27 protein-coding genes and 1 tRNA gene are annotated in these 25,994 nt (G+C 45.3%); 20 read left to right on the top strand and 8 right to left on the bottom strand.

Going from position 1 to position 25,994, the window contains the following annotated elements:
* The first annotated feature begins 22 nt into the window (after positions 1-22).
* Both ACRD67_RS05160 and ACRD67_RS05165 read left to right on the top strand, forming a co-directional pair.
* The gene (locus ACRD67_RS05160; RefSeq protein WP_430965970.1) at positions 23-1,048 is read left to right on the top strand and encodes a sensor histidine kinase; all 1,026 of its coding nucleotides are present in this window, start codon (positions 23-25) and stop codon (positions 1,046-1,048) included.
* Between the two features lie 10 nt (positions 1,049-1,058).
* Positions 1,059-1,787 carry a LytR/AlgR family response regulator transcription factor gene (locus tag ACRD67_RS05165; protein ID WP_430965971.1) on the top strand — a complete coding sequence of 243 codons (729 nt, stop codon included), beginning with the start codon at positions 1,059-1,061 and terminating at the stop codon, positions 1,785-1,787.
* 11 nt (positions 1,788-1,798) lie between these two features.
* Here ACRD67_RS05165 and ACRD67_RS05170 read toward each other — a convergent pair whose 3' ends face one another.
* The 4 genes from ACRD67_RS05170 to bla all read right to left on the bottom strand — a co-directional run bounded on the left by ACRD67_RS05170 (position 1,799) and on the right by bla (position 4,324).
* On the bottom strand, positions 1,799-2,401 hold the full coding sequence (locus ACRD67_RS05170) for a MarR family winged helix-turn-helix transcriptional regulator (RefSeq protein ID WP_430965972.1): 603 nt from the start codon (positions 2,399-2,401) through the stop codon (positions 1,799-1,801).
* A gap of 53 nt (positions 2,402-2,454) precedes the next feature.
* Entirely contained in the window at positions 2,455-3,201 is a 747-nt protein-coding gene (locus ACRD67_RS05175; RefSeq protein ID WP_430965973.1) for a hypothetical protein, read from the bottom strand.
* Between the two features lie 58 nt (positions 3,202-3,259).
* The gene (locus tag ACRD67_RS05180) at positions 3,260-3,499 is read right to left on the bottom strand and encodes a thioredoxin domain-containing protein (protein ID WP_430965974.1); all 240 of its coding nucleotides are present in this window, start codon (positions 3,497-3,499) and stop codon (positions 3,260-3,262) included.
* 78 nt (positions 3,500-3,577) lie between these two features.
* Positions 3,578-4,324: a subclass B1 metallo-beta-lactamase gene (gene bla / locus ACRD67_RS05185; protein ID WP_430965975.1), complete on the bottom strand. Its 747-nt coding sequence runs from the start codon at positions 4,322-4,324 to the stop codon at positions 3,578-3,580.
* A gap of 76 nt (positions 4,325-4,400) precedes the next feature.
* On the opposite strand from bla, the gene ACRD67_RS05190 reads away from it, so the two are divergent.
* Positions 4,401-4,778, top strand: a complete 378-nt coding sequence (locus ACRD67_RS05190) for a GTPase (protein WP_430965976.1) — start codon at positions 4,401-4,403, stop codon at positions 4,776-4,778.
* Positions 4,779-4,996: 218 nt separating this feature from the next.
* Here the strand turns inward: ACRD67_RS05190 and yihA are convergent, their stop codons facing one another.
* Both yihA and ACRD67_RS05200 read right to left on the bottom strand, forming a co-directional pair.
* Positions 4,997-5,614: a ribosome biogenesis GTP-binding protein YihA/YsxC gene (gene yihA, locus ACRD67_RS05195; RefSeq protein WP_430965977.1), complete on the bottom strand. Its 618-nt coding sequence runs from the start codon at positions 5,612-5,614 to the stop codon at positions 4,997-4,999.
* 10 nt (positions 5,615-5,624) lie between these two features.
* Entirely contained in the window at positions 5,625-6,389 is a 765-nt protein-coding gene (locus ACRD67_RS05200) for an alpha/beta fold hydrolase (protein ID WP_430965978.1), read from the bottom strand.
* 268 nt (positions 6,390-6,657) lie between these two features.
* Between ACRD67_RS05200 and ACRD67_RS05205 the strand changes: the two genes are divergently transcribed.
* From ACRD67_RS05205 to ACRD67_RS05285, 17 genes are all read left to right on the top strand, one after another.
* Positions 6,658-7,131 (top strand): division/cell wall cluster transcriptional repressor MraZ, encoded by a 474-nt coding sequence (locus ACRD67_RS05205; RefSeq protein ID WP_430965979.1) that lies wholly within the window; start codon positions 6,658-6,660, stop codon positions 7,129-7,131.
* A complete protein-coding gene (gene rsmH / locus ACRD67_RS05210; RefSeq protein ID WP_430965980.1) occupies positions 7,118-8,014 on the top strand; it encodes a 16S rRNA (cytosine(1402)-N(4))-methyltransferase RsmH in 897 nt (298 codons plus the stop codon). The genes ACRD67_RS05205 and rsmH overlap by 14 nt, the downstream gene beginning before the upstream one ends.
* 2 nt (positions 8,015-8,016) lie before the next feature.
* Positions 8,017-8,334 carry an FtsL-like putative cell division protein gene (locus ACRD67_RS05215; RefSeq protein ID WP_430965981.1) on the top strand — a complete coding sequence of 106 codons (318 nt, stop codon included), beginning with the start codon at positions 8,017-8,019 and terminating at the stop codon, positions 8,332-8,334.
* Positions 8,334-10,340: a penicillin-binding protein gene (locus ACRD67_RS05220; RefSeq protein WP_430965982.1), complete on the top strand. Its 2,007-nt coding sequence runs from the start codon at positions 8,334-8,336 to the stop codon at positions 10,338-10,340. Before ACRD67_RS05215 ends, ACRD67_RS05220 begins: the two co-directional genes overlap by 1 nt.
* Entirely contained in the window at positions 10,337-11,800 is a 1,464-nt protein-coding gene (locus ACRD67_RS05225; protein ID WP_430965983.1) for a UDP-N-acetylmuramoyl-L-alanyl-D-glutamate--2,6-diaminopimelate ligase, read from the top strand. Before ACRD67_RS05220 ends, ACRD67_RS05225 begins: the two co-directional genes overlap by 4 nt.
* Positions 11,801-11,848: 48 nt before the next feature.
* Positions 11,849-13,069, top strand: coding sequence for a phospho-N-acetylmuramoyl-pentapeptide-transferase (mraY, locus tag ACRD67_RS05230; protein WP_430965984.1), 1,221 nt, complete (start codon positions 11,849-11,851; stop codon positions 13,067-13,069).
* A complete protein-coding gene (gene murD / locus ACRD67_RS05235; protein WP_430965985.1) occupies positions 13,070-14,404 on the top strand; it encodes a UDP-N-acetylmuramoyl-L-alanine--D-glutamate ligase in 1,335 nt (444 codons plus the stop codon). It begins immediately after the preceding gene.
* Between the two features lie 2 nt (positions 14,405-14,406).
* Positions 14,407-15,606, top strand: a complete 1,200-nt coding sequence (locus ACRD67_RS05240) for an FtsW/RodA/SpoVE family cell cycle protein (RefSeq protein ID WP_430965986.1) — start codon at positions 14,407-14,409, stop codon at positions 15,604-15,606.
* Positions 15,593-16,678, top strand: coding sequence for an undecaprenyldiphospho-muramoylpentapeptide beta-N-acetylglucosaminyltransferase (gene murG, locus ACRD67_RS05245; protein ID WP_430965987.1), 1,086 nt, complete (start codon positions 15,593-15,595; stop codon positions 16,676-16,678). Before ACRD67_RS05240 ends, murG begins: the two co-directional genes overlap by 14 nt.
* Positions 16,679-16,682: 4 nt before the next feature.
* Positions 16,683-18,035, top strand: a complete 1,353-nt coding sequence (gene murC / locus ACRD67_RS05250; RefSeq protein WP_430965988.1) for a UDP-N-acetylmuramate--L-alanine ligase — start codon at positions 16,683-16,685, stop codon at positions 18,033-18,035.
* A complete protein-coding gene (locus ACRD67_RS05255) occupies positions 18,025-18,744 on the top strand; it encodes a cell division protein FtsQ/DivIB (protein WP_430965989.1) in 720 nt (239 codons plus the stop codon). The genes murC and ACRD67_RS05255 overlap by 11 nt, the downstream gene beginning before the upstream one ends.
* Positions 18,745-18,747: 3 nt before the next feature.
* A complete protein-coding gene (ftsA, locus tag ACRD67_RS05260; RefSeq protein WP_430965990.1) occupies positions 18,748-20,070 on the top strand; it encodes a cell division protein FtsA in 1,323 nt (440 codons plus the stop codon).
* Between the two features lie 45 nt (positions 20,071-20,115).
* Positions 20,116-22,041 carry a cell division protein FtsZ gene (ftsZ, locus tag ACRD67_RS05265; RefSeq protein WP_430965991.1) on the top strand — a complete coding sequence of 642 codons (1,926 nt, stop codon included), beginning with the start codon at positions 20,116-20,118 and terminating at the stop codon, positions 22,039-22,041.
* Between the two features lie 88 nt (positions 22,042-22,129).
* Positions 22,130-22,579: a GatB/YqeY domain-containing protein gene (locus ACRD67_RS05270; RefSeq protein ID WP_430965992.1), complete on the top strand. Its 450-nt coding sequence runs from the start codon at positions 22,130-22,132 to the stop codon at positions 22,577-22,579.
* A gap of 10 nt (positions 22,580-22,589) precedes the next feature.
* Positions 22,590-22,913 (top strand): TraR/DksA family transcriptional regulator, encoded by a 324-nt coding sequence (locus ACRD67_RS05275; RefSeq protein WP_430965993.1) that lies wholly within the window; start codon positions 22,590-22,592, stop codon positions 22,911-22,913.
* 172 nt (positions 22,914-23,085) lie between these two features.
* Positions 23,086-23,159, top strand: a tRNA-Arg gene (locus tag ACRD67_RS05280).
* Positions 23,160-23,215: 56 nt separating this feature from the next.
* Positions 23,216-23,464 carry a GIY-YIG nuclease family protein gene (locus ACRD67_RS05285; protein ID WP_430965994.1) on the top strand — a complete coding sequence of 83 codons (249 nt, stop codon included), beginning with the start codon at positions 23,216-23,218 and terminating at the stop codon, positions 23,462-23,464.
* 432 nt (positions 23,465-23,896) lie between these two features.
* On the opposite strand, the gene ACRD67_RS05290 is transcribed toward ACRD67_RS05285, so the two are convergent.
* Together ACRD67_RS05290 and ACRD67_RS05295 are read right to left on the bottom strand one after the other, a co-directional pair.
* Positions 23,897-24,652, bottom strand: coding sequence for a CPBP family intramembrane glutamic endopeptidase (locus ACRD67_RS05290; protein WP_430965995.1), 756 nt, complete (start codon positions 24,650-24,652; stop codon positions 23,897-23,899).
* A 121-nt stretch (positions 24,653-24,773) separates the two neighbouring features.
* Complete coding sequence (locus ACRD67_RS05295; RefSeq protein WP_430965996.1) at positions 24,774-25,880, bottom strand: helix-turn-helix domain-containing protein; 1,107 nt, start codon at positions 25,878-25,880, stop codon at positions 24,774-24,776.
* Positions 25,881-25,994: the final 114 nt, after the last annotated feature.

Consider the following 25,994-nt stretch of genomic DNA (forward strand, 5'->3'; position numbering starts at 1 on the left):
TCTTTTGCTAAAGAAAGATGCTTTGAAAAGATCATTTCGTATCAAGGAAGTATATGTACATATCATCGTTTGGATTTGTCTATTGTCCATTCCTATTACCATATCTACTATAGAGTACGGGGAGTTAAGGTCCAATTTTTTGTATAGGTTCATGGTGAATCCACTGCTATTGTATAGTAACTACCTGATTTTGGTGCCCTTTCTGTTGCTCAAAAAAAAGATATCGACCTATATTTTGGTCTCCCTTGCCCTGCTGCTCCTGTTAAACCTGTTGATGCGTTATGTACTTCCGGTAGACCCTATTGAGGAATTCGAAAGGTTTGTAAGAAGGGCACGGATGCCTAAATATAGGAGGTTTCCCCATATGGTTACCGCCATTATTTCACTGGCCTTTTTTCTTTTGGGGGGTGTTTTGGGCCTGACCAAGGACTTTTATAAGCGGGACAAAGCCTCCAAGGAAAAAGAGTCCAAACAGAAGGAAACGGAGCTGCAGTTCCTCAGGGCCCAGTTAAACCCACATTTTTTGTTCAACTCCCTCAACAGTATCTATTCCCTGGTCCGCAACAAATCCAACGACGCTTCAGAAGCGGTAATTACATTGTCCGAACTGATGCGTTATATGCTTTACGAGGCAAAACAGGAGTTTGTGCCATTGATTAAGGAAATAGACTATATTAAAAATTTTGTGGCGCTGCAACGCCTACGGTTGTCAGACAGTGAGAATGTGAACCTAAAAATTAGCGGGGACTACAACAACAAGATCGTACCTCCCCTATTGTTGATTCCATTTGTGGAAAATGCGTTTAAGTATGGCACGGATTTTAAGGGACGGACCGACATTGATATGCGCATTGAAATTGCCGATGACCAATTGGATTTCCATGTAAGGAACAAAGTGGGCCCCTATAAAAAGGATTTGGAAAATTCGGGCATTGGGCTCGAGAACATTAAGAACAGATTGATGCTCTTGTTCCCCGAATCGCACAATTTAACAATAGACAGGCAGAACGGTAACTATGGGGTACGCTTGCAATTGACCCTAAGCTAAAAAACATATGATGAACTGTATAATAATTGATGACGAACCCCTTGCTCTCGGGATCATAAAATCCTATTGTGAGGAAATGGGTAAGCTAAACGTCGTGGGCACCTATACCAATCCCCTGGACGCCATTGAAATATTGCAGACAGAGGAATTAGATCTGGTCTTTTTGGATATTCAGATGCCGCAGATCAATGGAATAGAGTTCATACAGGCACTGGACATAAAACCGTTATTTATTTTTACCACGGCCTATCCCCAGTACGCCATAGAGGGTTTTGAACTCAATGCGGCCGATTATTTGGTGAAGCCCATACCCTTTTCACGTTTTGTGAAATCGATCAATAGGGTGAAGGAATTACTGGAACTGAGAAATCGGGTCAATGTGTCCTCTGAAAATCTTGTATCCGCCATGGGTTCGGAGAACTCCATGCAGGGTTTTATTTTTGTGAAATCGGATTATGACAATGTCAAGATCAAATTGGACGATATTAAGTACATCCAAGGCTTAAAGGACTATCTCAAGATCCATACGGACCAGAGCAAACCTATTCTGACCTTGATGAATTTTAAGGATATCGATGCCAAATTGCCGAAAAACAATTTTTTTAGGGTACACCGCTCCTTTATCGTCAACATCAGCCGGATCAATTCCATACAGCGCAGCAAAATTGTGATCGATGATATCCGCATTCCGATTGGGGACAGCTATAGGGAAGAGTTTATGAAACGATTGGGCCTCTAGCAGGAGGGTTCCTATGGGGCAACAAGCTCATGTTCCGGACAATCTACCCGCAAGTCGGGTTTATGGAGGGTCTTTTTAAGAAGACTGCAATAATCGTTTTCCGGACCACGGTGGTAAAAGCGGCAGGAAAAGCACATGCGCTGTACCGTGACGACCCCAGCTTTGTTGAGCTTTTTGATGATTTCCAGTAGGTTTTGAAAGAGCTGTTCCTTTTGAAACTGGGTAAGCCCTTGTACCGGTTTGTCAATAGCCGTCGCGAAAGCGCTGGTCCTGCTGACCATCTCCTTTCCAATATCGGTCAGGTGAATGGTAAAACTACGGGTGTCGGCCGGGTCCGTTTCCTTGAAGATAAATCCCTTTTTGGTCAGGATCCGGATCGATTCGCTAATGGTGGCTTTGGTAACATTGAATTCCTTGGCAAGATAGTTTACCTTACAAAGTGCTGGGGCATGGAAGCGTAGGAACAGAAGGAGCTGTATTTGGATCGGGGTAAGCCCGTGTTGCTTCCCTTCTTGCCAGAGCAGTACCCTAAAGGCCTCGGAAATTCGTTCCAGGGCGGCCACGATTTTACTTTCAATTCGCAGATGTTGAGCTGAGGGATCAAAGGTATCCATATCACAAAAGTAGCCCCAAACAATTAGTTTATCTAACCATTCAGGGCCTAAGTTTATTTTTCAGAAACAGCGTAAGGAAGGGAAAGATCGCCAGAGGAGATGCTGTATACACGGTATACCCCTAACAAGGGCAACCCTTCTTTGCTGGTATTTACCTGCATATAGGCGGCAACACCGTCGAACTTAAATTGGGTCTTATGGCCCATTCGGTATAAAGGTACCACCACCTTTATGGTGTTTCCCTTGGTAATCACCGGAAATCCGGGAGAATCCATAAACATGGGCATTCCTGGATTGGTAGGAGGCAATTTTACGCTGGTATCGGCCTTGTCGAACTGTTTTACGGACAAGCCCCCAGCTACACGTTCATCTTTGACCAGAACCACCCAATGGGGGTGCCAAACGATTCCGTCATCGTCAAAGATAGAATTTGTGTTTTCGTCCCAGAGCGGCGTGTCATCAAAGTCGGGATGTGAGGTAAGGGCTAGGGCAAGAATCCCTTCCGTTTTTGAGAACCCTACATCTTCGGGTGACAGATTGGTTGGAAAAACATAACCTAGCACCGGGGCGCCATCCATTTGTCCGGCCTTGTCCGGAACGCTGGCTCCGGCCTTGCCCTTTACGCTTATGGAAAAGATCAGCTGTTGTAGATCGGTATCGTGCTCCACAGTGGTACCGATAATCTTAAAGTCATCCGAATCTTTAAAGTTGGATGACTCGTTGGTGTGCTGTCCCTGACAGGAGAGCAGTCCTAGGAGCAAACTTGCCCATAGTCCGGTTCTTAATTGTAGTTGTTTCATATTTGTTTCAATTACGATTCATAAAGTGAGTTAAACTAACTTTATAAGTTAAATTTTTTTATCCTTTTACTTCGGCCATGCTGGCGCCGTGATTGATGTGCAGTACAGCGCCGTTGTCTAGAACCAAAGCGGGAACAGAGTGCACTCCCAATGCTTCTGCAGCTGCAATTTGATGCTTTTCTTCGCCCAAGTGCACGGTTTCTAAGGAAATTTTGGAAAGATCCAAGAGGTTCAATAATTCCTGCTCCGCGCTAACACAAACGGGACAGCCTGCATGATAAAATGTTGCTTTTTTCATATTGTTATATTTATTCTGGCTTCGTTGCCGAAACAAATATAGTAAGTTAATCTAACTAAAACAATTAAAAAATAAATTTTATTTGGGAGGTGCGAAAACCGCTATGGTATACTCCAATAATTCCTCCGAGCCAGTGGGACCATGCCCGGGAATTACAGTTTTTAGGTCCGGGAAGGCAGCTTTGATCTTTTGCACGGTTTGCGACCATGTTTGCACATTGGCATCGGCTAGATTGCCCTTTTTAGCGTCCTGGGCCTTGATCATACAACCTCCGAACAGGAGCCTGTCCTCAGCAATATAGCTAACAATATTGTCCTTCGTATGGGCCTCGCCAAAGTATTGGTTACGTACCTTGCCTGTACCAACTTCCAGTTCCATCTGGGTATCAAAGCCCACTTGGGGTACAGGCAGGCCTGCCTCCCTGGCCAGGATTATCGTTGTCTGGTTGGCAAAGGAAGGAATGCCCAGCGCATGAAAGCTTGGCAAACCGCCCAGGCAATCATCATGGAAATGATTGACGACCACCGCGGTAACATCGGAATTTTTAACCTCGGCGATCCATTTGATCAGTTCTGTGGCCACCGCCTCCTCCGAGGGGCTGTCAAATACAACGGCCTCCTTGTTGTTGATGTACACCAGACCATTACACTCAAATTTCCCGTAATCCGGAATGTCCAGATAAGAGACGTGCACATAGCTGTTTTCTGAAATAGCGATGATTTTAAGGTGTTCAGAGCTGTAAGCCAACCCTTTTTCTTGGGACTTAACTGCCAGGGGATGGAGAAATAGGATGAGCAAGCCAAGGAAGCGAAGTGTGTTTTGCATATGTTTTGGGAGCTGTCTTTGGGCTATTGTCGCCCATGGTTCCCAAAGATATAGCATATTTAGTTACCTTTCAAAAATGGAAAACCAAGATACCTACAAACTGTTGTTCATTTACAACGCCAACTCTGGCCTGCGCAATGCCTTGCTGGACAGTGCCCACAAAATTCTCAGTCCGGCCACTTACGATTGCAATCTATGCGACATTACCTTTGGCGTTTTCAGTGAAAACACTGGTTGGAAGCAATTCCGGGAAGGTAGTAAGGTGTCCATGGAATTTTTGCACAAAGACGAGTTTACCCAACAATATGCATCCAAATTTGGCCACAAGTTTACCTTTCCCATTGTGTTAGCGGTTACCCATGACAAGCTGGAGGTTCTGGTGAGCACCCAGGTGTTGAACGATTTGAAAAGTGCGGAAGAGCTAATTCAATTGATCGAAGAACACGTTGGTTAGTAGTAGGCAGTGGGCAGTAGGCAGTGTTAGGTGTTAAATGTTGAGTAGTTAATTATGAATGGGCAATGCGCTCGGCGCTTAGCGTATGGCGTGATGCATTATATTCGGTAGTGGACAATAAAAAATGAACAATTAGCAATTAGCAATAAAAAATGGTTCATTCTTAAACCTTAAACCTTAAACCTTAAACCTTAAACCTTAAACCTTAAACCTTAAACCTAACCTTTATTTTCCTTGTGAAATTCGGTGTTAATGTTATGGACGTACCCCAACAATTCCTCCCTTCCCGTTCTGTGGGCGGATGAGGTCACAAAATAGGGCGGTACTTCCTCCCAAACCCCTTCCAATAAGGTTTTAAGGTAGGTGTCCACCTGTTTTTCCGTGAGCTGGGGCTTTAGCTTGTCCGCTTTGGTGAAGACAATGCAAAAAGGGATCATATGGGTGCCTAGCCATTCCATGAATTCCATATCCACTTTTTGAGGTTCGTGTCTCACATCTACTAGGACAAAGGCACAAACCAATTGTTTGCGCTGTAAAAAATAATCCGTGATGTATTTCTGAAAGGTCTTTTTGTCCTTTTTGGAAGCGCGGGCATAACCGTAGCCCGGTAAATCCACGAGAAACCAGTTATCATTGATCTTAAAATGGTTGATAAGTTGTGTTTTCCCTGGTCTGCCCGAGGTTTTTGCCAGGTTTTTCCGCTGGGTGAGCATATTGATCAAGGAGGACTTGCCCACATTGGATCGGCCTATAAAAGCGTATTCGGGAAGGAGTTCCTTTGGACACTTCGCCACATTGGAATTGCTCATTACAAAGTCGGCCGACTTTATTTTCATCGGAAGGATTTTAGAAGTTTCGCTTTTCCAACCAAGCGTCCAGGATAGCGTTGAATTCCTTAGGACGTTCCATCATCGGGGCGTGGCCACACTTTTGGATCCAAAAAAGTTCCGAATCCGGGAGTAGTTCGTGAAATTCTTTGGCCACGTTGGGCGGGGTCACTGTATCGTCTTGACCCCAAATGATACAGGTAGGGGTAAGCATATGTGGAAGGTCCTTGGACATATTGTGCCGTATGGCACTTTTGGCAATTGCCAGGGTCTTCACCAATTTCATACGGTCGTTTACCGTGGCATAGACTTCGTCCACAATCTCCTTAGTGGCTACCTTGGGATTATAAAAAACGTCTTGGGCCTTCTTTTTGATGAATTCATAATCCCCGCGTTTGGGGTACCCATCTCCCATGGCACTTTCGTAAAGTCCCGAACTGCCTGTAATGACCAAGGCCCTCACCATTTCCGGGTAGAGTTTGGTATGCAATAGACCAATATGGCCGCCTAGGGAATTTCCCAAAAGAATAACATCCTTAAGTCCTTTGAACTCGATGAACCGCTCCAAAAACTTGGCAAAGTTCTTTACGTTGGTTCGGATTATGGGCATATCATAGATAGGGAGTTCAGGAACGAGAACCTTATATCCTTTGGAAGGAAAATGGTGCATTACGCCCTGAAAATTGCTCAAACCTCCCATGAGCCCATGTAATATAATAATCGGGGTGCCTTCCCCTATCTCTATATACCTGTATTTTCCTTCGGTAATAATCTTTTCTTCCATTCAAGGACAGCTTCTGGTCTCAGTTGGCAAATATAGGCATTTCCCCATAATAGCAATACATTCCCTTTGAAGGGAGCTTGCCCTGAAACTGCTGGGTTTTGACAAAAAAGATGAAATCCTTACCACTTTATTAGTCCGCCTATTTTCTAGCACTTTAGCCTCTTTTTGGGCCAAATCACCTAAAAATTATCAACAAAGTGGTAATTTGTGGTATTATGTGGTAATAATTTCTATATATTTGAGTTATAAAAGCAAATAGCCACCAGCTTTGGACATATTTTTTGTTGGAACATATAACTGTAAGGCCGATGCCAAAGGTAGGGTAATGTTACCAGTTACCCTAAAAAACCAGATTACGCCTATCCTTAATGACGGCTTTGTGATAAAGCGGTCCATGTATGCGCCCTGTCTGGAACTCTATCCCATGTACGAATGGAATACGGTGATGCAGGAACTCAATGCCAAAAGCAGGTACGAAAAGGACAATATAGATTTCATCAGAAAATTTACCGCTGGTTTAAAACAGGTGGAAATAGATACTACCGGAAGGTTATTGATTCCCAAGAATTTGACCACGCTGGTGGGTATAACCAAAGATGTGGTATTGGCTTCCATAGGTAAGAATATTGAGATATGGGATAAGGATAGATATGAGCAGGAAATCAATGTGGCCCCTGAAGAAGTGGCCAGCTTGGCGAAAAAGGTAATGGGCGGGAAGGACAAAACGGATGGAGTATCATAACCCGGTACTGTTAAAGGAGTCGGTCAATGGACTCCACATAAAAAAAGATGGGGTTTACGTGGATGTAACTTTCGGTGGCGGAGGACATTCCAAGGAAATCCTAAAACAGTTGGGGGAAGATGGCAGATTGATAGCGTTTGATCAGGACGAGGAGGCTTTGCAGAATACGATAGCGGACGAAAGGTTTTTATTGATCAACGAGAATTTTAGGTATATCAAGCAGTTTTTAAAGTTCTATGGCATTCGGAAAGTAGATGGGATCTTGGCAGATTTTGGGGTTTCCTCACATCAATTTGACAAAGCGGAACGTGGATTTTCTACCCGTTTTGATGCGGATCTGGATATGCGCATGAGCAGGAAGAACACCAGCTCTGCCTATGATGTGGTGAATAACTATTCCTATGATGAGTTGCGAAAGGTGCTCTTCCAGTATGGCGATTTGCGGAATGCAAATGCCATGGCAGGGACGTTGATTACGGCTCGGGAAGAAGCGCCCATAAAAACAACGGAACAGCTGAAGCAGGTGTTGCAACGATTTTTGCCCAAGTTTAAGGAACAGAAAATCCTGGCGCAGATATACCAGGCCATACGGATCGAGGTGAACCAGGAAATAGCGGTCATCAAGGAGTTTTTGTTGCAGACCCCAGAGCTACTGGAAAAGGGCGGAAGGCTCAGTGTCATTAGCTATCATTCGCTCGAGGACCGACTGGTAAAACGGTTTATCCGTGCCGGACAGTTTGAAGGAGAGGCCGAAAAGGATTTTTACGGAAACCCTCAGGTACCCTTTAAGAAAGTGGGCGGACTTATAGTTCCGTTACCAGAGGAAATAGCAAAGAATAACAGAGCTAGGAGCGCCAAACTGCGAATAGCTGAAAAAATATAAAAATGAAAAAAGGAATTCTGGACATTTTAAAAGGGAAGTTTTTGGTAAGCGGAGACGCGCCCAAAAACTGGCTTTTTATCATTTTCGCCTCCTTTTTGGCCACCGTAATGATCGCGAGTTCGCACAGCGCGGACCGTAAGGTGCACCAAGTGGCGGCCTTGAACGAGGAAGTAAAGGAATTGAGGAGCGAGTTTGTGGATATCCGCTCGGATGTGCAGCGGCTGAAGTTAGAGTCTACGGTAATGCAGACAGTGGCCGAAGACGGCCTGTATCCGTCAGAAACACCGCCTAAAAAAATAAAAGTTAAATCAGAGGATTAGTGCCTATAACCGAAAGGAACATATTAACCAGATTGTATGCCGTAGCCGGATGTTTGTTCTTGTTTGCCGTCGCAGTGGTCGTGAAACTGGTGAGCATACAGATGGTACATGGAGACAAATACAAGAAGCTGGCCATGGCCCGCACGGAAAAAATGTTCACCATTGCACCCAATAGGGGTAACCTATATTCCGATGACGGCAGTTTGTTAGCTACATCAGTATCCAGGTATACTATTCGGTTCGATGCAGTTACCGTTAAGACCGAGGACTTTGAGGCCCATATAAAACCCTTGTCCGATTCCCTTGCCAGTATGTTGGGGAAACCGGCATCGCATTATGAAAACCTATTAAGAAAGGCAAAGGTAAATAAGCACAGGTACAAACTGGTGGCCCGCAACCTCGATTATTCGGATTATATGAGGACCAAAGCTTTTCCACTTTTCGAAAAAGGCCCCAACGAAGGCGGATTGATCGTGGAACAGCGTACGGTACGGGAGCATCCGTTGGGAAAAATTGCGGAACGCAGCGTTGGGTATGAGCGGGTAGATGATAATGGATACTTTACCAGGGTGGGCCTTGAAGGCGCCTTTGGTCAGTATTTAAGGGGTAGCGAGGGGAAAAGACTCAAACAAAAAATTGCCAAGGGTCAATGGAAACCCATTGGGCTGGATAATATCATTGAACCTAAGGATGGTTATGACGTTATATCCACCATAAATATCAACATACAGGATATTGCGCACCACGCGCTGTTGGGCCAATTGGAAAAGTACAAGGCGGATCATGGTTCTGTTATTGTTATGGAAACCAAGACAGGGGAGGTGAAGGCCATTTCCAATCTCGGACGGACTCAGGAAGGGAAGTACTATGAGCGGTTGAACTATGCCGTGGGGGAATCCCATGAACCCGGTTCTACCTTTAAATTGATGTCATTAGTGGCCGCTTTGGAAGATAAGGTGATAGATACCACCACATTGGTAGATACGGAGAAAGGGCGTTGGCGATTGTATGACCGTACAGTTCGTGATTCCAAACCTGGCGGATATGGAAAAATTTCCGCTGCAAAGGCCTTTGAGGTCTCTTCCAACACCGCCTTCGCCAAAATCATACACAACAGTTATAAAGAACGGCCTTCCCGTTTTGTGGACCGCTTGATGAACATGAACCTTCACGAACCCTTGGGACTACCCATCAAGGGAGAGGGAAAACCGGTTATAAGGTATCCTGGTGACAAGGGATGGTCTGGCATTTCACTGGCCTGGATGTCCCATGGATACGAAGTTTCCCTTACCCCATTGCAGACCCTTGCCTTCTATAATGCCATTGCCAATGATGGCGAAATGATCAAACCAAGATTGATCAAGGAGGTGCGGGAATGGAACAAGACCATTCAAAAATTCAACAAGGAAGTCATAAATCCATCCATCTGCACCCAGGAAACGGCGGCCAAGGTAAGACAATTGTTAAAGAATGTGGTGGAGAAAGAACACGGCACCGGACATGGGTTGTACTCGCCAAATTTCTCTATGGCAGGCAAGACCGGGACCTGTCAGAAAAATTACGTTTCCAAGGACCCGGATAAACTAAGGTATATATCCACCTTCGCCGGATATTTTCCCGCAGACAATCCCAAATATTCCTGTATTGTGGTAATCCATGAACCAGATAAAAGTGTAGGATACTACGGAGCGGACGTATCGGGCCCGGTTTTTAAGTCCATCGCCCAAAAAATCTATGCCACTTCTCCCTTGATAGACGAGTTGGAAACACTAAAACCAGATGATGAACATTTGGAGGAAGCTTATGAAAGTTATTATGCAAAGGCACAGAAAAAATATCAAAAGGTCCCTAATGTTAAAGGAATGAGTGGAATGGATGCGGTTTCCTTACTGGAAAATTTGGGCTTACAGGTTGAAGTCAAAGGAAATGGAAAGGTAAGGGCACAATCGGTATCCCAGGGTACTGATTTGGACAAAGTGGACAAAATTGTTTTGGAACTATCGTGAAGTTGTTAAAGGACATATTATATGGAGTAAGCCTCTCAGCGGTGAGCGGATCAACGACCATTCTGATCAATGCAATATGCTTTGATTCCAGAAAGGTAGGCCTGGACGATGTCTTTATTGCCATACGAGGAACCCAGACCGACGGGCACCAGTATATAGCCAAAGCCATTGACTCTGGTGCCAATGCCATTGTATGTGAGGAACTTCCGGAGCAATTGATCAATGGCGTAACCTACGCGCAGGTGGATAACGGAAACAAGGCCCTGGCCATCATGGCATCAAATTTTTATGACAACCCTTCCAAAAACCTGAAATTGGTAGGGATTACAGGAACCAATGGGAAGACAACGATAAGTAGCTTGTTGTACGAACTGTTCAAAAAAGCGGGCTATAAGGTGGGATTGATATCCACCATCAAGATTATGGTAGATGCCCAAAAGTACAACACGAGCCACACTACTCCGGACGCCTTGACCATCAATAGGCATTTAAGTTTAATGAACGAAGCAGGGGTGGAATTCTGCTTTATGGAAGTTAGCTCGCACGGTATCGCCCAAAAAAGGACAGAAGGATTGGTTTTTACGGGGGCCATTTTTACAAACTTGTCCCATGACCATTTGGACTACCACAAGACGTTTGCCGAATACAGGGACACCAAAAAAGAACTCTTCGATGGCCTTTCAAAAAGCGCCTTTGCCCTGACCAACGTGGACGACAAGAACGGTTTGGTCATGTTGCAGAACACCAAGGCAAGAAAAAATACCTACGCGTTAAAATCATATGCCGATTACAGGGCACAGGTCCTTGAAAACCAGTTCAATGGCCAATTGCTGAAAATTGATGACAATGAACTGTGGACCAAACTTATAGGGCATTTCAATGCCTATAACATCTTGGCCATTTACGCTACTGCGGATTTACTGGGACTGGAAAAACTCGAGATTCTTCGTTTGTTGAGCGAGCTGGAAAACGTGGACGGAAGGTTCCAATACTACATATCGAAAAAGAAAATAACGGCTATTGTTGATTATGCCCATACGCCGGACGCCTTAAAAAATGTACTTGATACTATCAATACATTGAGAACTGGAAATGAAAATGTCATCACCGTAGTGGGGTGTGGTGGTGACAGAGATAGTTCTAAGCGTCCGGTAATGGGACATATCGCTTCGGAGTTGAGCACCAAGGCCATTTTTACCTCTGACAACCCGCGTACGGAGTCGCCCACCGTGATTATTGAAGAAATGGAAGCAGGGGTGGAGGCCCAAAATGTTAAAAAAATACTGTCCATTGAAAATAGGAAGCAGGCCATTAAAACTGCCTGCCAACTGGCCTTGGACAACGATATCATCCTCGTTGCCGGTAAAGGGCATGAGACCTACCAGGAGACTAATGGCAAACGAGTGGATTTTGATGATTTTAAAATAGTGAAGGAAATATTGTCCGAATTGGACAAATAATTTATATGGTCCGGCACAAGCTGGGTCCGTAAGGAACAAGCAAAGAAGATGTTATATTACCTATTCGAATATTTGGAAAAACAGTACCAGTTCCCGGGAGCCAGTCTTTTCCAGTTCCTTACGTTCCGTGCGGCGGTGGCCGTCCTACTTTCCCTAGTTATTGCCACAGCATACGGTAAACGTATAATTCTCTTTCTAAAGCGCAAGCAAATTGGTGAGACCGTACGTGATCTTGGTCTTGAGGGGCAGCAGCAAAAAGCGGGCACACCAACAATGGGCGGACTCATCATCATTATGTCTACCCTTATCCCTGTACTCCTGTTTGCCCGTTTGGACAATATTTATGTATTGCTTTTGATCGTCACTACCGTATGGATGGGGATTATTGGTTTTGTGGATGATTACATCAAGATTTTCAAGAAGGACAAAAAGGGCCTTAAGGGAAGATTTAAAGTGATGGGGCAAGTGGTACTGGGCTTGATCGTTGGATCTACCCTGTACTTTCACCCCGAAGTGACCATGAAAGAGAAGAACAGTACTAGGATTACCGCCCAGTTTACCGTAGAGGAAATTCAGGGTCCAGAGGTAAAATCCACCAAGACCAATGTTCCTTTTTTTAAGGATAACGAGCTGGATTACAGCAATTTTATCTCCTGGGCCGGTGAAGGAGCAAAGGACTATGCCTGGCTGGTTTTTCTTCCGATTATTATTCTGATCGTTACCGCCGTTTCCAATGGTGCCAACCTAACCGATGGCATTGATGGTCTTGCTGCGGGGACATCGGCCATAATTGTGCTTACCCTAGGAATTTTTGCCTGGGTATCCGGTAATATCATTTTTTCGGAATATCTGGACATCTTTTTTATTCCCAGGGCCGGTGAATTGGTCGTCTTTATTGCGGCATTTGTTGGTGCCCTGGTAGGGTTTCTATGGTATAATGCCTTTCCGGCCCAAGTATTTATGGGCGATACGGGAAGTCTTACCATAGGTGGTGTCATAGCGGTCATAGCCATTATCGTGCGTAAGGAACTGCTTATTCCCCTGCTGTGCGGAATCTTCTTTGCAGAGTCTATTTCCGTCATGCTGCAGGTGGGCTATTTTAAGTATACCAAAAAGAGATCGGGCGAAGGGAAACGCATTTTTTTAATGGCTCCCTTGCACCACCATTATCAAAAGAAAGGATATCACGAAAGCAAGATTGTGACCCGATTTTGGATTATTGGAATTCTGTTGGCCATTGTGACCTTCGTGACCTTAAAAGTAAGATAGATGAAGCGGCTCGTGGTACTGGGCGGTGGAGAAAGTGGTGTTGGCACGGCCATCTTGGGGAAGCAGAAAGGATACAAGGTTTTTGTATCGGACAAGGGAAAAATAAACAATACATACAAGGACGTTCTTGAACATTTTGGGATTGATTGGGAGGAGGAGCGGCATACCGAAGCTGAGATTTTAAATGCCGATCTGGTGATGAAAAGCCCGGGTATTCCGGATACGGTACCCTTGGTGGTAAAGTTGATGGGGAAAGGGGTGCCCGTGATTTCGGAGATCGAGTTTGCATCAAAATATACCGATGCCACAATTATAGGGATTACCGGAAGCAACGGCAAGACCACCACCACCATGTTGGCAAACCACCTATTAAAAAAGGGAGGATTGCATGTAGGCATGGCCGGTAATATAGGCGATAGCTATGCTAAAATGGTAGCCGAAAATGATTACAGCTATTATGTGCTGGAAATCAGCAGTTTTCAGTTGGATGGCATCATCGATTTTAAACCGCACATTGCGGTGATCACCAACATTACCCCCGACCATTTGGACCGATATGAGGATCAATTTGACAACTATATCGCTTCAAAATTTAGGATCGCAAAGAACCAGACCAATGAGGATTACCTCATTTATGATGCAGATGACAAGGTCATCCGCGAATGGCTCAAAGCGCATCCCGTTCAATCCAAATTGATGCCCTTCTCCCTTGAAAAGGAAGTATCGGAGGGGGCCTATTTAAAAAATAATGAAATCGTAGTAAAGACTCAAAACAAGACAATAACAATGGCAACGGACACATTAGCTTTAGAAGGAAAGCACAATCTCAAAAATACCATGGCGGCGGCCACAGCCGCTACACTGGTAGATGTTAGAAAGGAATTCATCCGCGAAAGCATAAAAAACTTTCAAGGAGCGGCACATCGCTTGGAAAAGGTGCTAAAAATACACCATGTCCAATATATCAACGATTCCAAGGCCACCAATATCAATGCCACCTACTACGCCTTGGACAGTATGAGCTCGCCTACGGTATGGATCGTTGGTGGAGTGGACAAGGGTAATGATTATAGGGAGTTGATGCCCTTGGTACGGGAAAAGGTAAAAGCAATTGTTTGTTTGGGTCTGGACAATGCTAAAATAAAGGATGCCTTTGGCAATGTGGTAGATCTGTTGGTGGAGACCTATGCCATGGAGGAAGCTGTTAAGGTGGCCTATAAAATTGCCGAGCGAGGAGATAACGTGCTGCTCTCGCCAGCCTGTGCCAGTTTTGATCTTTTTGACAATTATGAGGACCGGGGAAATCAATTTAAGGATGCTATAAAGAACCTATAAACGTGTTAGGAGTTTTACGAAATATCAAAGGAGATAAGGCCATTTGGGGCGTTGTGGCGCTATTGGCCCTTTTTTCCTTTTTACCGGTATACAGTGCCAGTAGCAATTTGGTATATGTGGTGGGGAAAGGAACCACTATGGGGCACTTGGTAAAGCACGGTCTGCTTTTGTTCCTGGGTTTTGGGATCATTTACGGAGTACACCGGATACCCACACATTTTTTCAAGGGCCTTTCCATAATTGCCATGCCCATTGTACTGTTGCTTTTGATATACACCTTGGCCCAAGGTACTATTATAGATGGGGCCAACGCCAGTAGATGGATCCAACTGCCTCTAGTAGGGGTCACTTTTCAGACCTCTAATCTGGCCGCTGTGGTCCTCATGATCTATGTGGCAAGGTATCTGACGAAAATCAAGGACAGGAGCATCACTTTTAAAGAGAGCATTCTGCCCTTATGGCTCCCTGTTTTCCTTGTATTGATATTAATATTGCCTGCCAATTTTTCCACGGCCGCCATCATCTTTTTTATGGTGCTAGTCTTGTGTTTTCTTGGGGGATATCCTATGAAATACCTTCTTGGGATTGTAGGGACCGGCCTGTTGTGTTTAACCTTGTTTGTTCTAACGGCAAAGGCTTTGCCCGATTTGTTTCCAAACCGAGTGGATACATGGATCAGCAGGGTAGAGAGTTTTTGGGATCCAGCAGACACTGAAGGGGATTACCAAATAGAAAAAGCAAAAATCGCGATCGCCAGTGGGGGTATCGTGGGCAAAGGTGCCGGGAAAAGCATTCAGAAGAACTTTTTGCCACAGAGCTCCTCCGATTTTATTTACGCGATCATTATTGAAGAGTATGGCCTGGCCGGTGGTTTTGCGCTAATGTTCTTTTACTTGTTGTTATTGTTCCGAATTGTGGTCGTGGCCAACGGTAATAACACGGTTTTTGGAAAACTTTTGGTGGTCGGTGTAGGGTTGCCCATTGTATTTCAGGCATTTATCAATATGGCGGTAGCGGTAGAACTGTTCCCGGTCACCGGACAGACACTGCCCTTGATCAGTAGTGGGGGTACTTCCATTTGGATGACCTGCCTGGCCATAGGAATTGTATTGAGTGCAAGTAATAAAGAGATAGGGCCGGAAAATGAAACTTCCGGTACGGATGAGACCAACCCTTTAGAAGTGTTGAGTGGACAATTATAGGTTCATACTCTCTGGGGGGGGCACTGGCGGACATATTTATCCGGCCATTGCCATAGCCAACGAGCTAAAAAAGAGGCATGCCAATGCCGAATTTCTGTTCGTGGGCGCAAAGGATAAGATGGAAATGGAGAAGGTCCCCCAAGCGGGGTATGCCATCCAGGGATTGTGGATCAGCGGGTTACAACGGAAACTGACCCTTAAAAATGTACTGTTTCCTATAAAATTGATCAGTAGTTTGATAACGGCAAGGAACATCGTAGCAAAGTTTAGGCCCCATGTGGTGATCGGCACGGGCGGGTTCGCTAGCGGACCACTCTTGAGAATGGCTGCTGGGAAGGGGATTCCTTGCGTGGTACAGGAGCAAAATTCCTATGCCGGGATCACCAACAAACTGCTGGCTAAAAGAATGCGGAAGATTTTTGTGGCCTATGAAGGAATGCAGCAGTTTTTCCCCGAGGATAAAATTGTAAAAACGGGAAATCCGGTACGTGAAGACCTGGTGGCCATCAAGAGCAATAGGGAAGACGCGTTACGATTTTTTGGGTTGCCCACAACAAAACATACCCTTTTGGTCGTAGGCGGAAGCTTAGGTGCAAGGCGTATCAACCAGTTCGTAGCTCAAAAGCTCGATTTTTTTAAAGATCAGGACGTTCAGGTGATATGGCAGAGCGGGAAACTGTACTATACCGCCTATCAAAATCTGGAATCCGGGCAGGTGAAGGTGTTGGAGTACCTGGATCGAATGGATTTGGCTTATGCTGCCGCGGATATAATTATTTCAAGATCGGGCGCCGGAGCCGTGTCTGAACTCAGCATTGTTGGCAAACCAGTAATCTTTATCCCGTCGCCCAATGTGGCCGAGGACCATCAGACCAAAAATGCACAGGCCCTGGAAAAGGAAGGCGCGGCACTGTTGTTAAGGGAACGGGATCTGGAATCTGATTTCGAAACGGTTTTTTCCCGTTTGATGGCGTCGGAGGACGAAAGACGGGAACTGAGTGTGAATATAAAAAAAATGGCAAGGCCACATGCCACAAAACAAATTGTGGACGAGATAGAAAAATTATTGTAAAAACATGGACTTGAAGGATATACATAGGGTGTATTTTATCGGAATAGGGGGGATAGGTATGTCTGCCCTGGCCCGCTATTTCAGGTTTGTGGAAAAGCAGGTGGCAGGGTATGATAAGACCCGAACGCCCCTGACCCAGGAGTTGGCCGATTTGGATATTGCTGTACACTATTCGGATGATCTGGAGTTGGTCCCTAGGGCATTTTTGGATCCCAAAAACACCCTGATCGTATATACCCCGGCCGTTCCTGCCAGTCATTCAGAGCTTAGCTACTTTGTGGACCACGGTTTCAAAGTAAAAAAACGCTCGGAGGTTCTTGGTATTATTACTCGGGACACCTTTTGTTTTGCGGTGGCGGGTACCCATGGCAAAACTACTACCTCGGGTATCCTTTCACATCTCCTCAAGGAAACGGGCACGCCGCTCACGGCGTTTTTAGGAGGCATATCGGAGGATTTCAATAGCAATTTCCTCTTGGAGGGAACCGAGTTTTCCGTGGTTGAAGCCGATGAATTTGATCGTTCCTTTCTACAACTTTCCCCCAATGTGGCTTGCATTACCTCCATGGATGCGGACCATATGGATATCTATGGGGATAGGGAGACATTAAAAAAGGCGTTCATGGACTTTACTAAGTGTTTAAAGCCCAACGGAACGCTCTTTGTGCGAAAGGGACTGCCCATAGCGGGAATCACATATGGCATAGAAGACGATTCGGATTATTGCATCCGAAATTTAAAAATAGAACATGGCACCTACATTTTCGACTTGGGAACCCCCGAAATGACCCTAAAGGGGGTGAAATTCAACAAACCGGGCGAGCATAATTTGCTGAACGGTCTAGTGGCTTTTGCAATGGCGATACAAGCAGGTTCCCCCCCGTATCGCCTTGCCGAGGCACTGGAAACCTTTCGAGGGGTACAACGGCGGTTTTCCTATAAAATCAAAGAGGAAAGCTTCGTTTTTATCGATGATTATGCCCATCATCCTACGGAAATCAATGCCGTATACCAGGCGATTTCGGAAATGCATCCCAATAAACGGGTGTTGGCCGTTTTTCAACCCCATTTGTTTTCACGGACACAGGATTTCGCCGAGGATTTTGCCCGTAGTTTGGCCAAATTTGATAGTGTGCTGTTATTGGATATTTATCCCGCACGAGAAAAGCCCATAGCCGGGATTACCTCAAAATGGCTGTTGGAAAAAATACAAAATCCCAACAAGGGTTTTGTCGAAAAGTCGGCCTTGGTGAGCGAAATCAGAAAACAGAACCCTGAGGTGCTGGTCACCATGGGTGCGGGTGATATTGGCCTGGAAGTAGCAAAAATAAAAAGTGAATTGGAACATGCGAATTAACAGAAACCACATTAAAATCACAGCCTTGGGCCTCTTGTGCATTGGCCTGTACGCTTTTGCCGATAAAAGAAGTAAGCAGAAGACAATCAGCAAGTTAAAGATTGAATTTGTTGGAGAGCAGAACCTGTACGTAAATCACGAAACGGTTAATAAATTGTTAATACAAAATTACGGTAGCCTTACGAACGTGCCCCAAGAACATATAGTTTTGAATACTATGGAAAAGGTCATAGAGACCAATGAAATGGTGAAAAGTGCCCAAGTTTATCTTACTGTAAACGGTGAGCTTACATCCAAAATTGTACAAAGGCGACCCATTGGACGAGTAGAAGGGAATACTAAGTTTTATCTGGATGATGAAGGAAAACGCATGCCGTTGTCCGGAAACCACTCGGCCAGGGTTCCTATAATCACAGGCAAGATCACCGGTAAAAGTTTGGAGGACGTCTATACGATTTTAAAGTATATCAATATGGACGATTTTTTACGGAAAAACGTCATCGGAATCCATATTGTGGAGGAAGAAAAGTACCAGTTAAAATTCCGTATGGAAGACTTCGTCGTGAATTTGGGCGGAGTGGACGATCTGGAGGAGAAGTTCAGCAATTTTATGGCTTTTTACACCAAGGCGGCAAAGGACAAAACCTTGGAAAGTTACGATATAGTAAGCTTGGAATATAATAATCAGGTAGTGTGCACCAAAATATAAATTATGGAACAGGATAATTATTCAGTTGGATTGGACATTGGAACCACCAAGATCGTTGCCATCATTGGGAAGGAGAACGAATATGGTAAAATTGAGGTATTGGGTATCGGACGGTCCAAAAGCTTGGGCGTGCATCGCGGGGTGGTCAACAATATTACACAGACCATCAAGTCCATACAGCAGGCCGTGGAACAGGCCGAGGCCAATTCCGGATTAAAGATAGGTTCCGTGGTGGTGGGCATAGCGGGTCAGCATATTAGAAGTCTTCAGCACAGTGATTACATTACCCGGGTTAATTCTGAGGAGGTGATCAATGAAGAGGACTTGGACAAGTTATGCAACCAAGTATACAAGTTGGTAATGCTCCCTGGGGAAGAAATTATACATGTTTTGCCACAAGAATACAAGGTAGACGGGCAGGCGGAGATAAAACAGCCTATTGGAATGTACGGTGGTAGGCTGGAGGCCAATTTTCACGTAGTGGTGGGGCAGGTATCCTCTATTAAGAACATAGGAAGGTGTATTAAGAGTGCCGGTCTGGATTTGGGCAATATCACTTTGGAGCCCCTGGCATCTTCCGACGCGGTTTTGAGCCAAGAAGAGAAAGAAGCAGGGGTAGCGCTGATCGATATAGGTGGGGGCACTACGGATCTGGCCATTTTTAAGGACGGCATCATTAGGCATACCGCGGTAATCCCCTTTGGAGGAAATGTCATTACCGAGGACATAAAGGAGGGCTGCTCCATTATAGAAAAGCAGGCCGAACTCTTAAAAATGAAATTTGGTTCGGCCTGGCCGGGAGAGAACCGAGACAACGAAATTGTTTCCATTCCCGGGCTTAGGGGCAGGGAGCCCAAGGAGATTACCCTTAAGAACCTTTCCAAGATTATTCATGCCAGGGTGGTAGAAATTGTGGAACAGGTGTATGTGGAGATCAAGAACTACGGACACGAGGAACAAAAGAAAAAGTTGATTGCGGGCATCGTCCTTACGGGTGGTGGAAGCCAGTTGAAACACCTGAAGCAGCTTGTGGAGTACATTACGGGTATGGATACCCGAATTGGATATCCCAACGAACATTTGGCCGGTGATTCCGATGCCGAGGTGGCCAGCCCATTGTACGCTACCGCTGTTGGCCTGTTGATGAACGCTGTCAAGAATGAGGCACGTAGCAAGGTACTCCAGGAAGAGGAGGAAGCCCTGCAAGAAGCCATATTGGAAGGCCACGGGGAGAGCATTACCAAAACCGCGGTAAAAAAAGAACGAAAATCAGTTTTTGACAAATGGTCCGAAAAATTGAAGGATTTCTTGGACAACGCAGAATAGTGCGGACCTGATAAATAGATAGAATAAACCAGTAATAGAAAAAAGATGAGCAAGAACACGGAATTAGACAGCATAGCTTTTGATTTACCTAAGAATCAGAGCAACGTAATAAAGGTGATCGGTGTTGGCGGTGGCGGAAGCAACGCTATTAACCACATGTTCCAGGCAGGAATAAACGGAGTCGATTTTGTAATCTGCAATACAGATTCACAGGCCTTGCAAAACAGTTCTGTGCCCAACAAAATACAATTGGGTGTTTCCCTGACCGAAGGGCTCGGCGCCGGGGCCAATCCCGAAGTGGGCGAGCAGGCTGCCATCGAGAGCATGGAGGATATTAAAGGCATGTTGGACCATACCACCAAAATGATATTCATTACTGCAGGTATGGGCGGAGGCACCGGTACTGGAGCGGCGCCTATTATCGCCAAACAGGCCAAAGAAATGGATATTTTGACCGTTGGTATTGTGACCATGCCCTTTCAATTTGAGGGGAAGATGCGTTGCCAACAAGCCCAGATAGGAATAGAAAAGCTACGGGGTAACGTGGATTCCTTGATCGTGATCAACAACAATAAGCTAAGGGAGGTATACGGCAACTTAGGTTTTAAGGCCGGTTTCTCCAAAGCGGATGAAGTGCTGGCCACGGCGGCTCGCGGTATTGCCGAGGTCATTACCCATCACTACACACAGAATATTGACCTTCGCGACGCCAAAACGGTACTGTCCAACAGCGGCACGGCCATCATGGGGTCTGCAATGGCTTCTGGATCCTCAAGGGCCAATGAAGCCATTATGAAGGCCTTGGATTCTCCATTATTGAACGACAACAAGATTAATGGGGCCAAAAACGTACTCTTGCTCATCGTTTCCGGTTCCCAGGAGATCACTATAGACGAGATTGGTGAAATCAACGACCATATTCAAATAGAGGCGGGTCATGGCGCCAATATCATTATGGGAGTGGGCGAAGACGAAACTTTAGGAGAGGCCATTGCCGTAACCGTTATAGCCACAGGATTCAATGTGGACCAACAGGATGATATTGTGAACACGGAAACCAAAAAGATCATCCATACCCTGGAGGATGAACAAAAAGCGGAGCAGGATCTAAGCAATGATACGGTGGTCCATCAATTGGACGAGGATATTTTTGAACCTGTCATAAAACATACACTTAAGGAAGAGGAGGAAGAGTATGAATTCGACCTGATTCCCACTACCAACTACATTAGAAATTTCAATGTGTTCTATGAGGAGGTCGTGGCCGAAGAGGTAGATGAGGATTTTATCATCATAGAGGCCAAGGATACGCTTCACGATATTGAGGTCGTAGATCCCGAGGTGGTCTCTTCCAAAAAGGTGGCCGAGGATCAGTTTGCAATGAGCTTTGACCTGCCCTTGTCCGCGACCGATACCGATCAGGAGGAAGAGCAGGAAAACGTAATCACCTTTAGCTTGGATGATGAGGTCCGGGATATGAGCGTGCAGGACCATATAGAGGTGATTCCGATACTGGAATACAACAAAGAAGGGGAGACGCGCTACAGCCTGGATGACTACATGGAAATGGAGAACAAGCTAACCGGCGCCAAATCCAAGGCCGAGGAGTTTGATCCCAAAATTGTGGAGGACGAACTGGTCTTTGAAAAAAAGACACTTGCACCGAAAGAAACCGACAGTGAAAGTAACGAGGTAGGAAAGATAGATCCTATGAACAGTCCTATAGAGGAAATCTTAAAGGACAGGGCCGATGAACGCAGAAGAACCTTAAAGGATTTCAATTATAAATTTCAAAACAGTCTTGGCAATATAGACGAAATTGAAAAAGAACCCGCATATAAGCGACAAGGCGTGGAGCTCGATGAAAATACGAGGGAGAAGAAAGTTTCCAGGACCACCTTAAGCGAGGATAGCAATGACGAAATACAGTTGCGTTCCAATAACTCATACCTACATGACAATGTAGATTAGGCTTTATTGTTAAACCAAGTTTAAAACCCGGAGATGCATTTTGTTTTCGGGTTTATTTTTTATCTTCACCTACCAAAATTAAAGAAATATGAGCTTACAACAGCAGGTAATGGAGCAAATGAAACAAGCGATGAAAGCCAAGGATACCGTGGCCCTGGAATCCCTGCGAGCCATAAAGTCGGCCGTCTTATTGGCCCTGACCCAAAGCGGTGCGGGAGAAGGCCTTTCCGAAGAAGAAGAGGTAAAGCTGGTGCAGAAATTGGTAAAGCAGCGCAAGGACAGTGCCGCCATCTATAAAGAACAAGGGCGGGACGACCTGGCCGCACCCGAACTGGCACAGGCAGCAGTCATTGAACAATTTTTGCCCGAACAGCTCAGTGAGGAGGAAATAGAGAAAGTGGTGGTACAGACCATCGACGCCGTTGGAGCTTCGGGGATGAAGGACATGGGCAAGGTCATGGGCATCGTGTCCAAGGAATTGGCCGGCCAGGCAGACGGGAAGACCATTTCGGCTATTGTACGCAGTAAGCTGGCCTAAGCCTTAAGCGATGGACACGGAAAAAATACGGTCGCTTTTTGAATCCGAAATCACCAAAACCACCCAACGGATAGCGCGTTATGAAAGTATGACGGGACCCATTGCCCCGGACAACGCCATAGGGCGCGTCTCCCGAATGGATGCCATTAACAACAAGGGCGTTATGGATGCGGCCCTGCGCAAGGCCAAGGAGCGTTTAACGGGCCTGCAACGCAATTTGGAGCAGTTGGGCACCAAGAATTTTGGGATTTGCTTAAAATGTGCAACAAAAATCCCTTTAGAGCGAATTTTATTGGCGCCACAAAGTTCTTTTTGCGTAAATTGCGCTCGCTAAAACCAATGGCCCCGTGGCGTAATCCGCCCAAGGCGGACACGCTGAATACGGGCCCGACGACGTCGGGGCGCATCAGACCTGCCTGCCCTCCAAAGGCGGGTAAACCGGCAGGCAGGTTTCGGCGAGGATAGGTTTTTTTGATAGCGTATAATAAAATATAAAATAGTGACAAGGCCCCGTGGCGCAACTGAATAGCGCATCAGATTTCGGCTCTGAGGGTTGCAGGTTTGAATCCTGCCGGGGTCACTAAACCAAGAAGGTCTTGCTTCCAAAAGCAAGGCCTTTTTATATTTTCAGGGGCCATGTACTACGTCTATGTTCTGAAAAGCGGGAAGGATGGCAGGCTTTATAAAGGCCTGACGGATACTTTGGAAAAAAGGATGAAACAGCACAATCTGGGCCAGAACAGGTCAACCAAGGGGTTTTGCCCATGGGAGCTGGTGTATTATGAGGAGTTTCGGACACGGAAAGAGGCCCGGGCCAGGGAAAAGTATTTCAAATCGGGTGCCGGCCGGGAATTTCTGAGGGACCTGCTTAATTTAGGACCATAGATCAGACCTGCCTGCCGGCAGGCAGGTTTCGGCTCTGAGGGTTGCAGGTTTGAATCCTGCCGGGGTCACTACAAGCACAAAACCTGCAATTTTCATTGCAGGTTTTGTTATTTGGAAAAGACAGAAGCAGAGCTTTGGGTCTTTTCCAAATAACAAAAAAGGTAAAGCGATAGCTTTGCCAGTTTTGTATTTGCAAAGGGGAGTTCATTCAGGAAAAGCGTAGCTAATCCTCTAAAAGGCTAACCTCCCAGCCGCACCACCTGGCGCCTCAATAAAAAGGCAAATCGTTGCCTTTTTCTTTCGGCCCTATTTGCAAAGGGGAGCCCATTCAGGAAAAGCGTAGCTAATCCCCGATACTTTGAGAGAAAAGACCCAAGCACTGCTTTTTGAGCAAAGGCATAACGCTCAGTGACCCGGAACGACAAAACCTACCTAGCGTACCAGGACCTCACCGGCGTTAGCGGCCAAAAAGCCACCGATAGCGCCTAATACATTAAGTGTACAATGAATGATAATCCCCAGATACACATTTTTCCTTTTCCATACTACATAACTCAGAATAATGCCCACCCCAATAATCGCTAGATAATTGTGGGGTTGCCAAAAATGATAGAGACCAAATAAGGTACCATTTACGATCGGGGCCCATTGCTTCAAATAAGCCATTCTGGGAAGCAGATACCCCCTAAAGAACAGTTCTTCCACGACAGGCCCAACGATTCCATCAATAAAGATACCGGCAAGAAAGACCTTGGCGACCAAATCTATGCTGGAAGCCCCAAAACCCGGATCGAAGTACCATTCAGGAAGCCAATAAAAGATGGTTTCCTTAAAATACAAGCCAATTGGATAAAGGGGAACGTAGATGAGCGTACATCCTAGAATTCCGATCAAAGACCATTTGAGGTATTGCCCTGTGGACAGTTTTTTGGTATAGGCAATGACATTTTTGAGGCTATGGCTACCATTGAGTCGTTTGGCGTGCCTTCCCAGGTGGAACATCCCGATCGGAGCCAGAACAAACAACTCTGCCAGCAGAAGCCCTGTAAGTCCGGGATACCCCAGATCAACAACGTATTTGGAGATCAGTATATAAAAGATCAGAATTGCAATGCCGGGATAGAAGTGATACCACAGCTGCTTTTTTAAAGTAATTTGATCTTGACTAATGTTGAATGCAGTTTTCATGATAATTGTTTTTAAGATTGTTAGGAATCAAATCTCAAAAACAATAGGGAGCTGTGCGACCGATTACAGGAAGTCGAACGCTTTTTATAAGGTTCGCTTTTTACCTGCGGAAAGTGCTACCTTAGGATTGGAGCCGTAAAAATTCGGAGGGGGTTACCCCGGTCCTGTTCTTGAACTGCCTATTAAAGGAGGATTTGGAATTGAAACCCACCTCGTACATGACCTCCAAAACCGTGAGTTTGGGATCTTTACGTTCAGTGAAGATTTTCTTTGCAGCCTCTATACGGTACATGTTAATGAGATCAAAAAAATTCTTCCCCATACGTTCATTGATTGTTTGGGATACCTTTCTGCTGGTTGACCCAATAGCACTGGACAGATCTTCCAAGGTAAGTTCAGGATTCAAAAAAAGCTGGTCCTTCTCAAGTACTTGTGTAATTTTCATGGCTAAAGCCTCCGATTCCTGTGATTGCAATAGACTGCCCGAGTATTTTTTGGCCAAATCTTGCTGTATCAAGGGAGAAGACTGATCGAGAGCTTTTAGAATAATACCTCCAATAAATATACCCGTTATCAAGAGCACGACCACTAGGCCTATCTCAAAATAAAATCTATAGCCGGTCAATTGAAGGACACTGTTGACCATGGCTATTAACAATACCACAATCAATGCATTGAGCAGCCTATTTAACCAGGATAGGATGTGGTAGGAATAGTACTGTTTTAGGTTTCTTGTAGCGCTGCGCACCAAGTTTTTGGAAAGATGTATATAGTACAGGAAATGCGCATAGAGCAGGGCGAACACTATGTAGGATCCCCAAAGTTGCTCAAAATTTACGATTGATGTCAGGGTATTGAGCTTAATTTCCCTGGGCTGTACATGATAGATTAGAAGCATTGCAATGAACCCTACTAAAAAAGGGACAAGGTGAAAAAGGTCTATCCATTTGAACTTGGTCCTTGCACCTACCGAATGCGCGGTATACAGATATAGTAAGGGGCCGTACAGAAAAATCGAGGCTTCTGTCCACAAAGCCCAATTGGGATGTTGTAGGTAAAACCCGTTCAACAGCAGGGAACCATCCAAAAAATCGAGGGCCCATAGTAAAAAGAAAACACCCAAAAGCCTATTCACAGGGGTGTTGCCCTTTTTGGACAGGGTCAAAAAAATGCCCAACAATCCAAATAGGGTAATACAAATTACGGACAGAATAAAAATAATATCCACGTGCTAGGGAAATAGTTTTTAGGACACCCTTGCTAGCAAAATACGAACAATTGCTTCAATAGAAAAGCATTTGGTATGCACGGTCCGGTGTAGGATACGATGTTACGTTTATAT

The organism is Eudoraea algarum, from assembly GCF_050589645.1.
Lineage (GTDB): Bacteria > Bacteroidota > Bacteroidia > Flavobacteriales > Flavobacteriaceae > JBNGOQ01.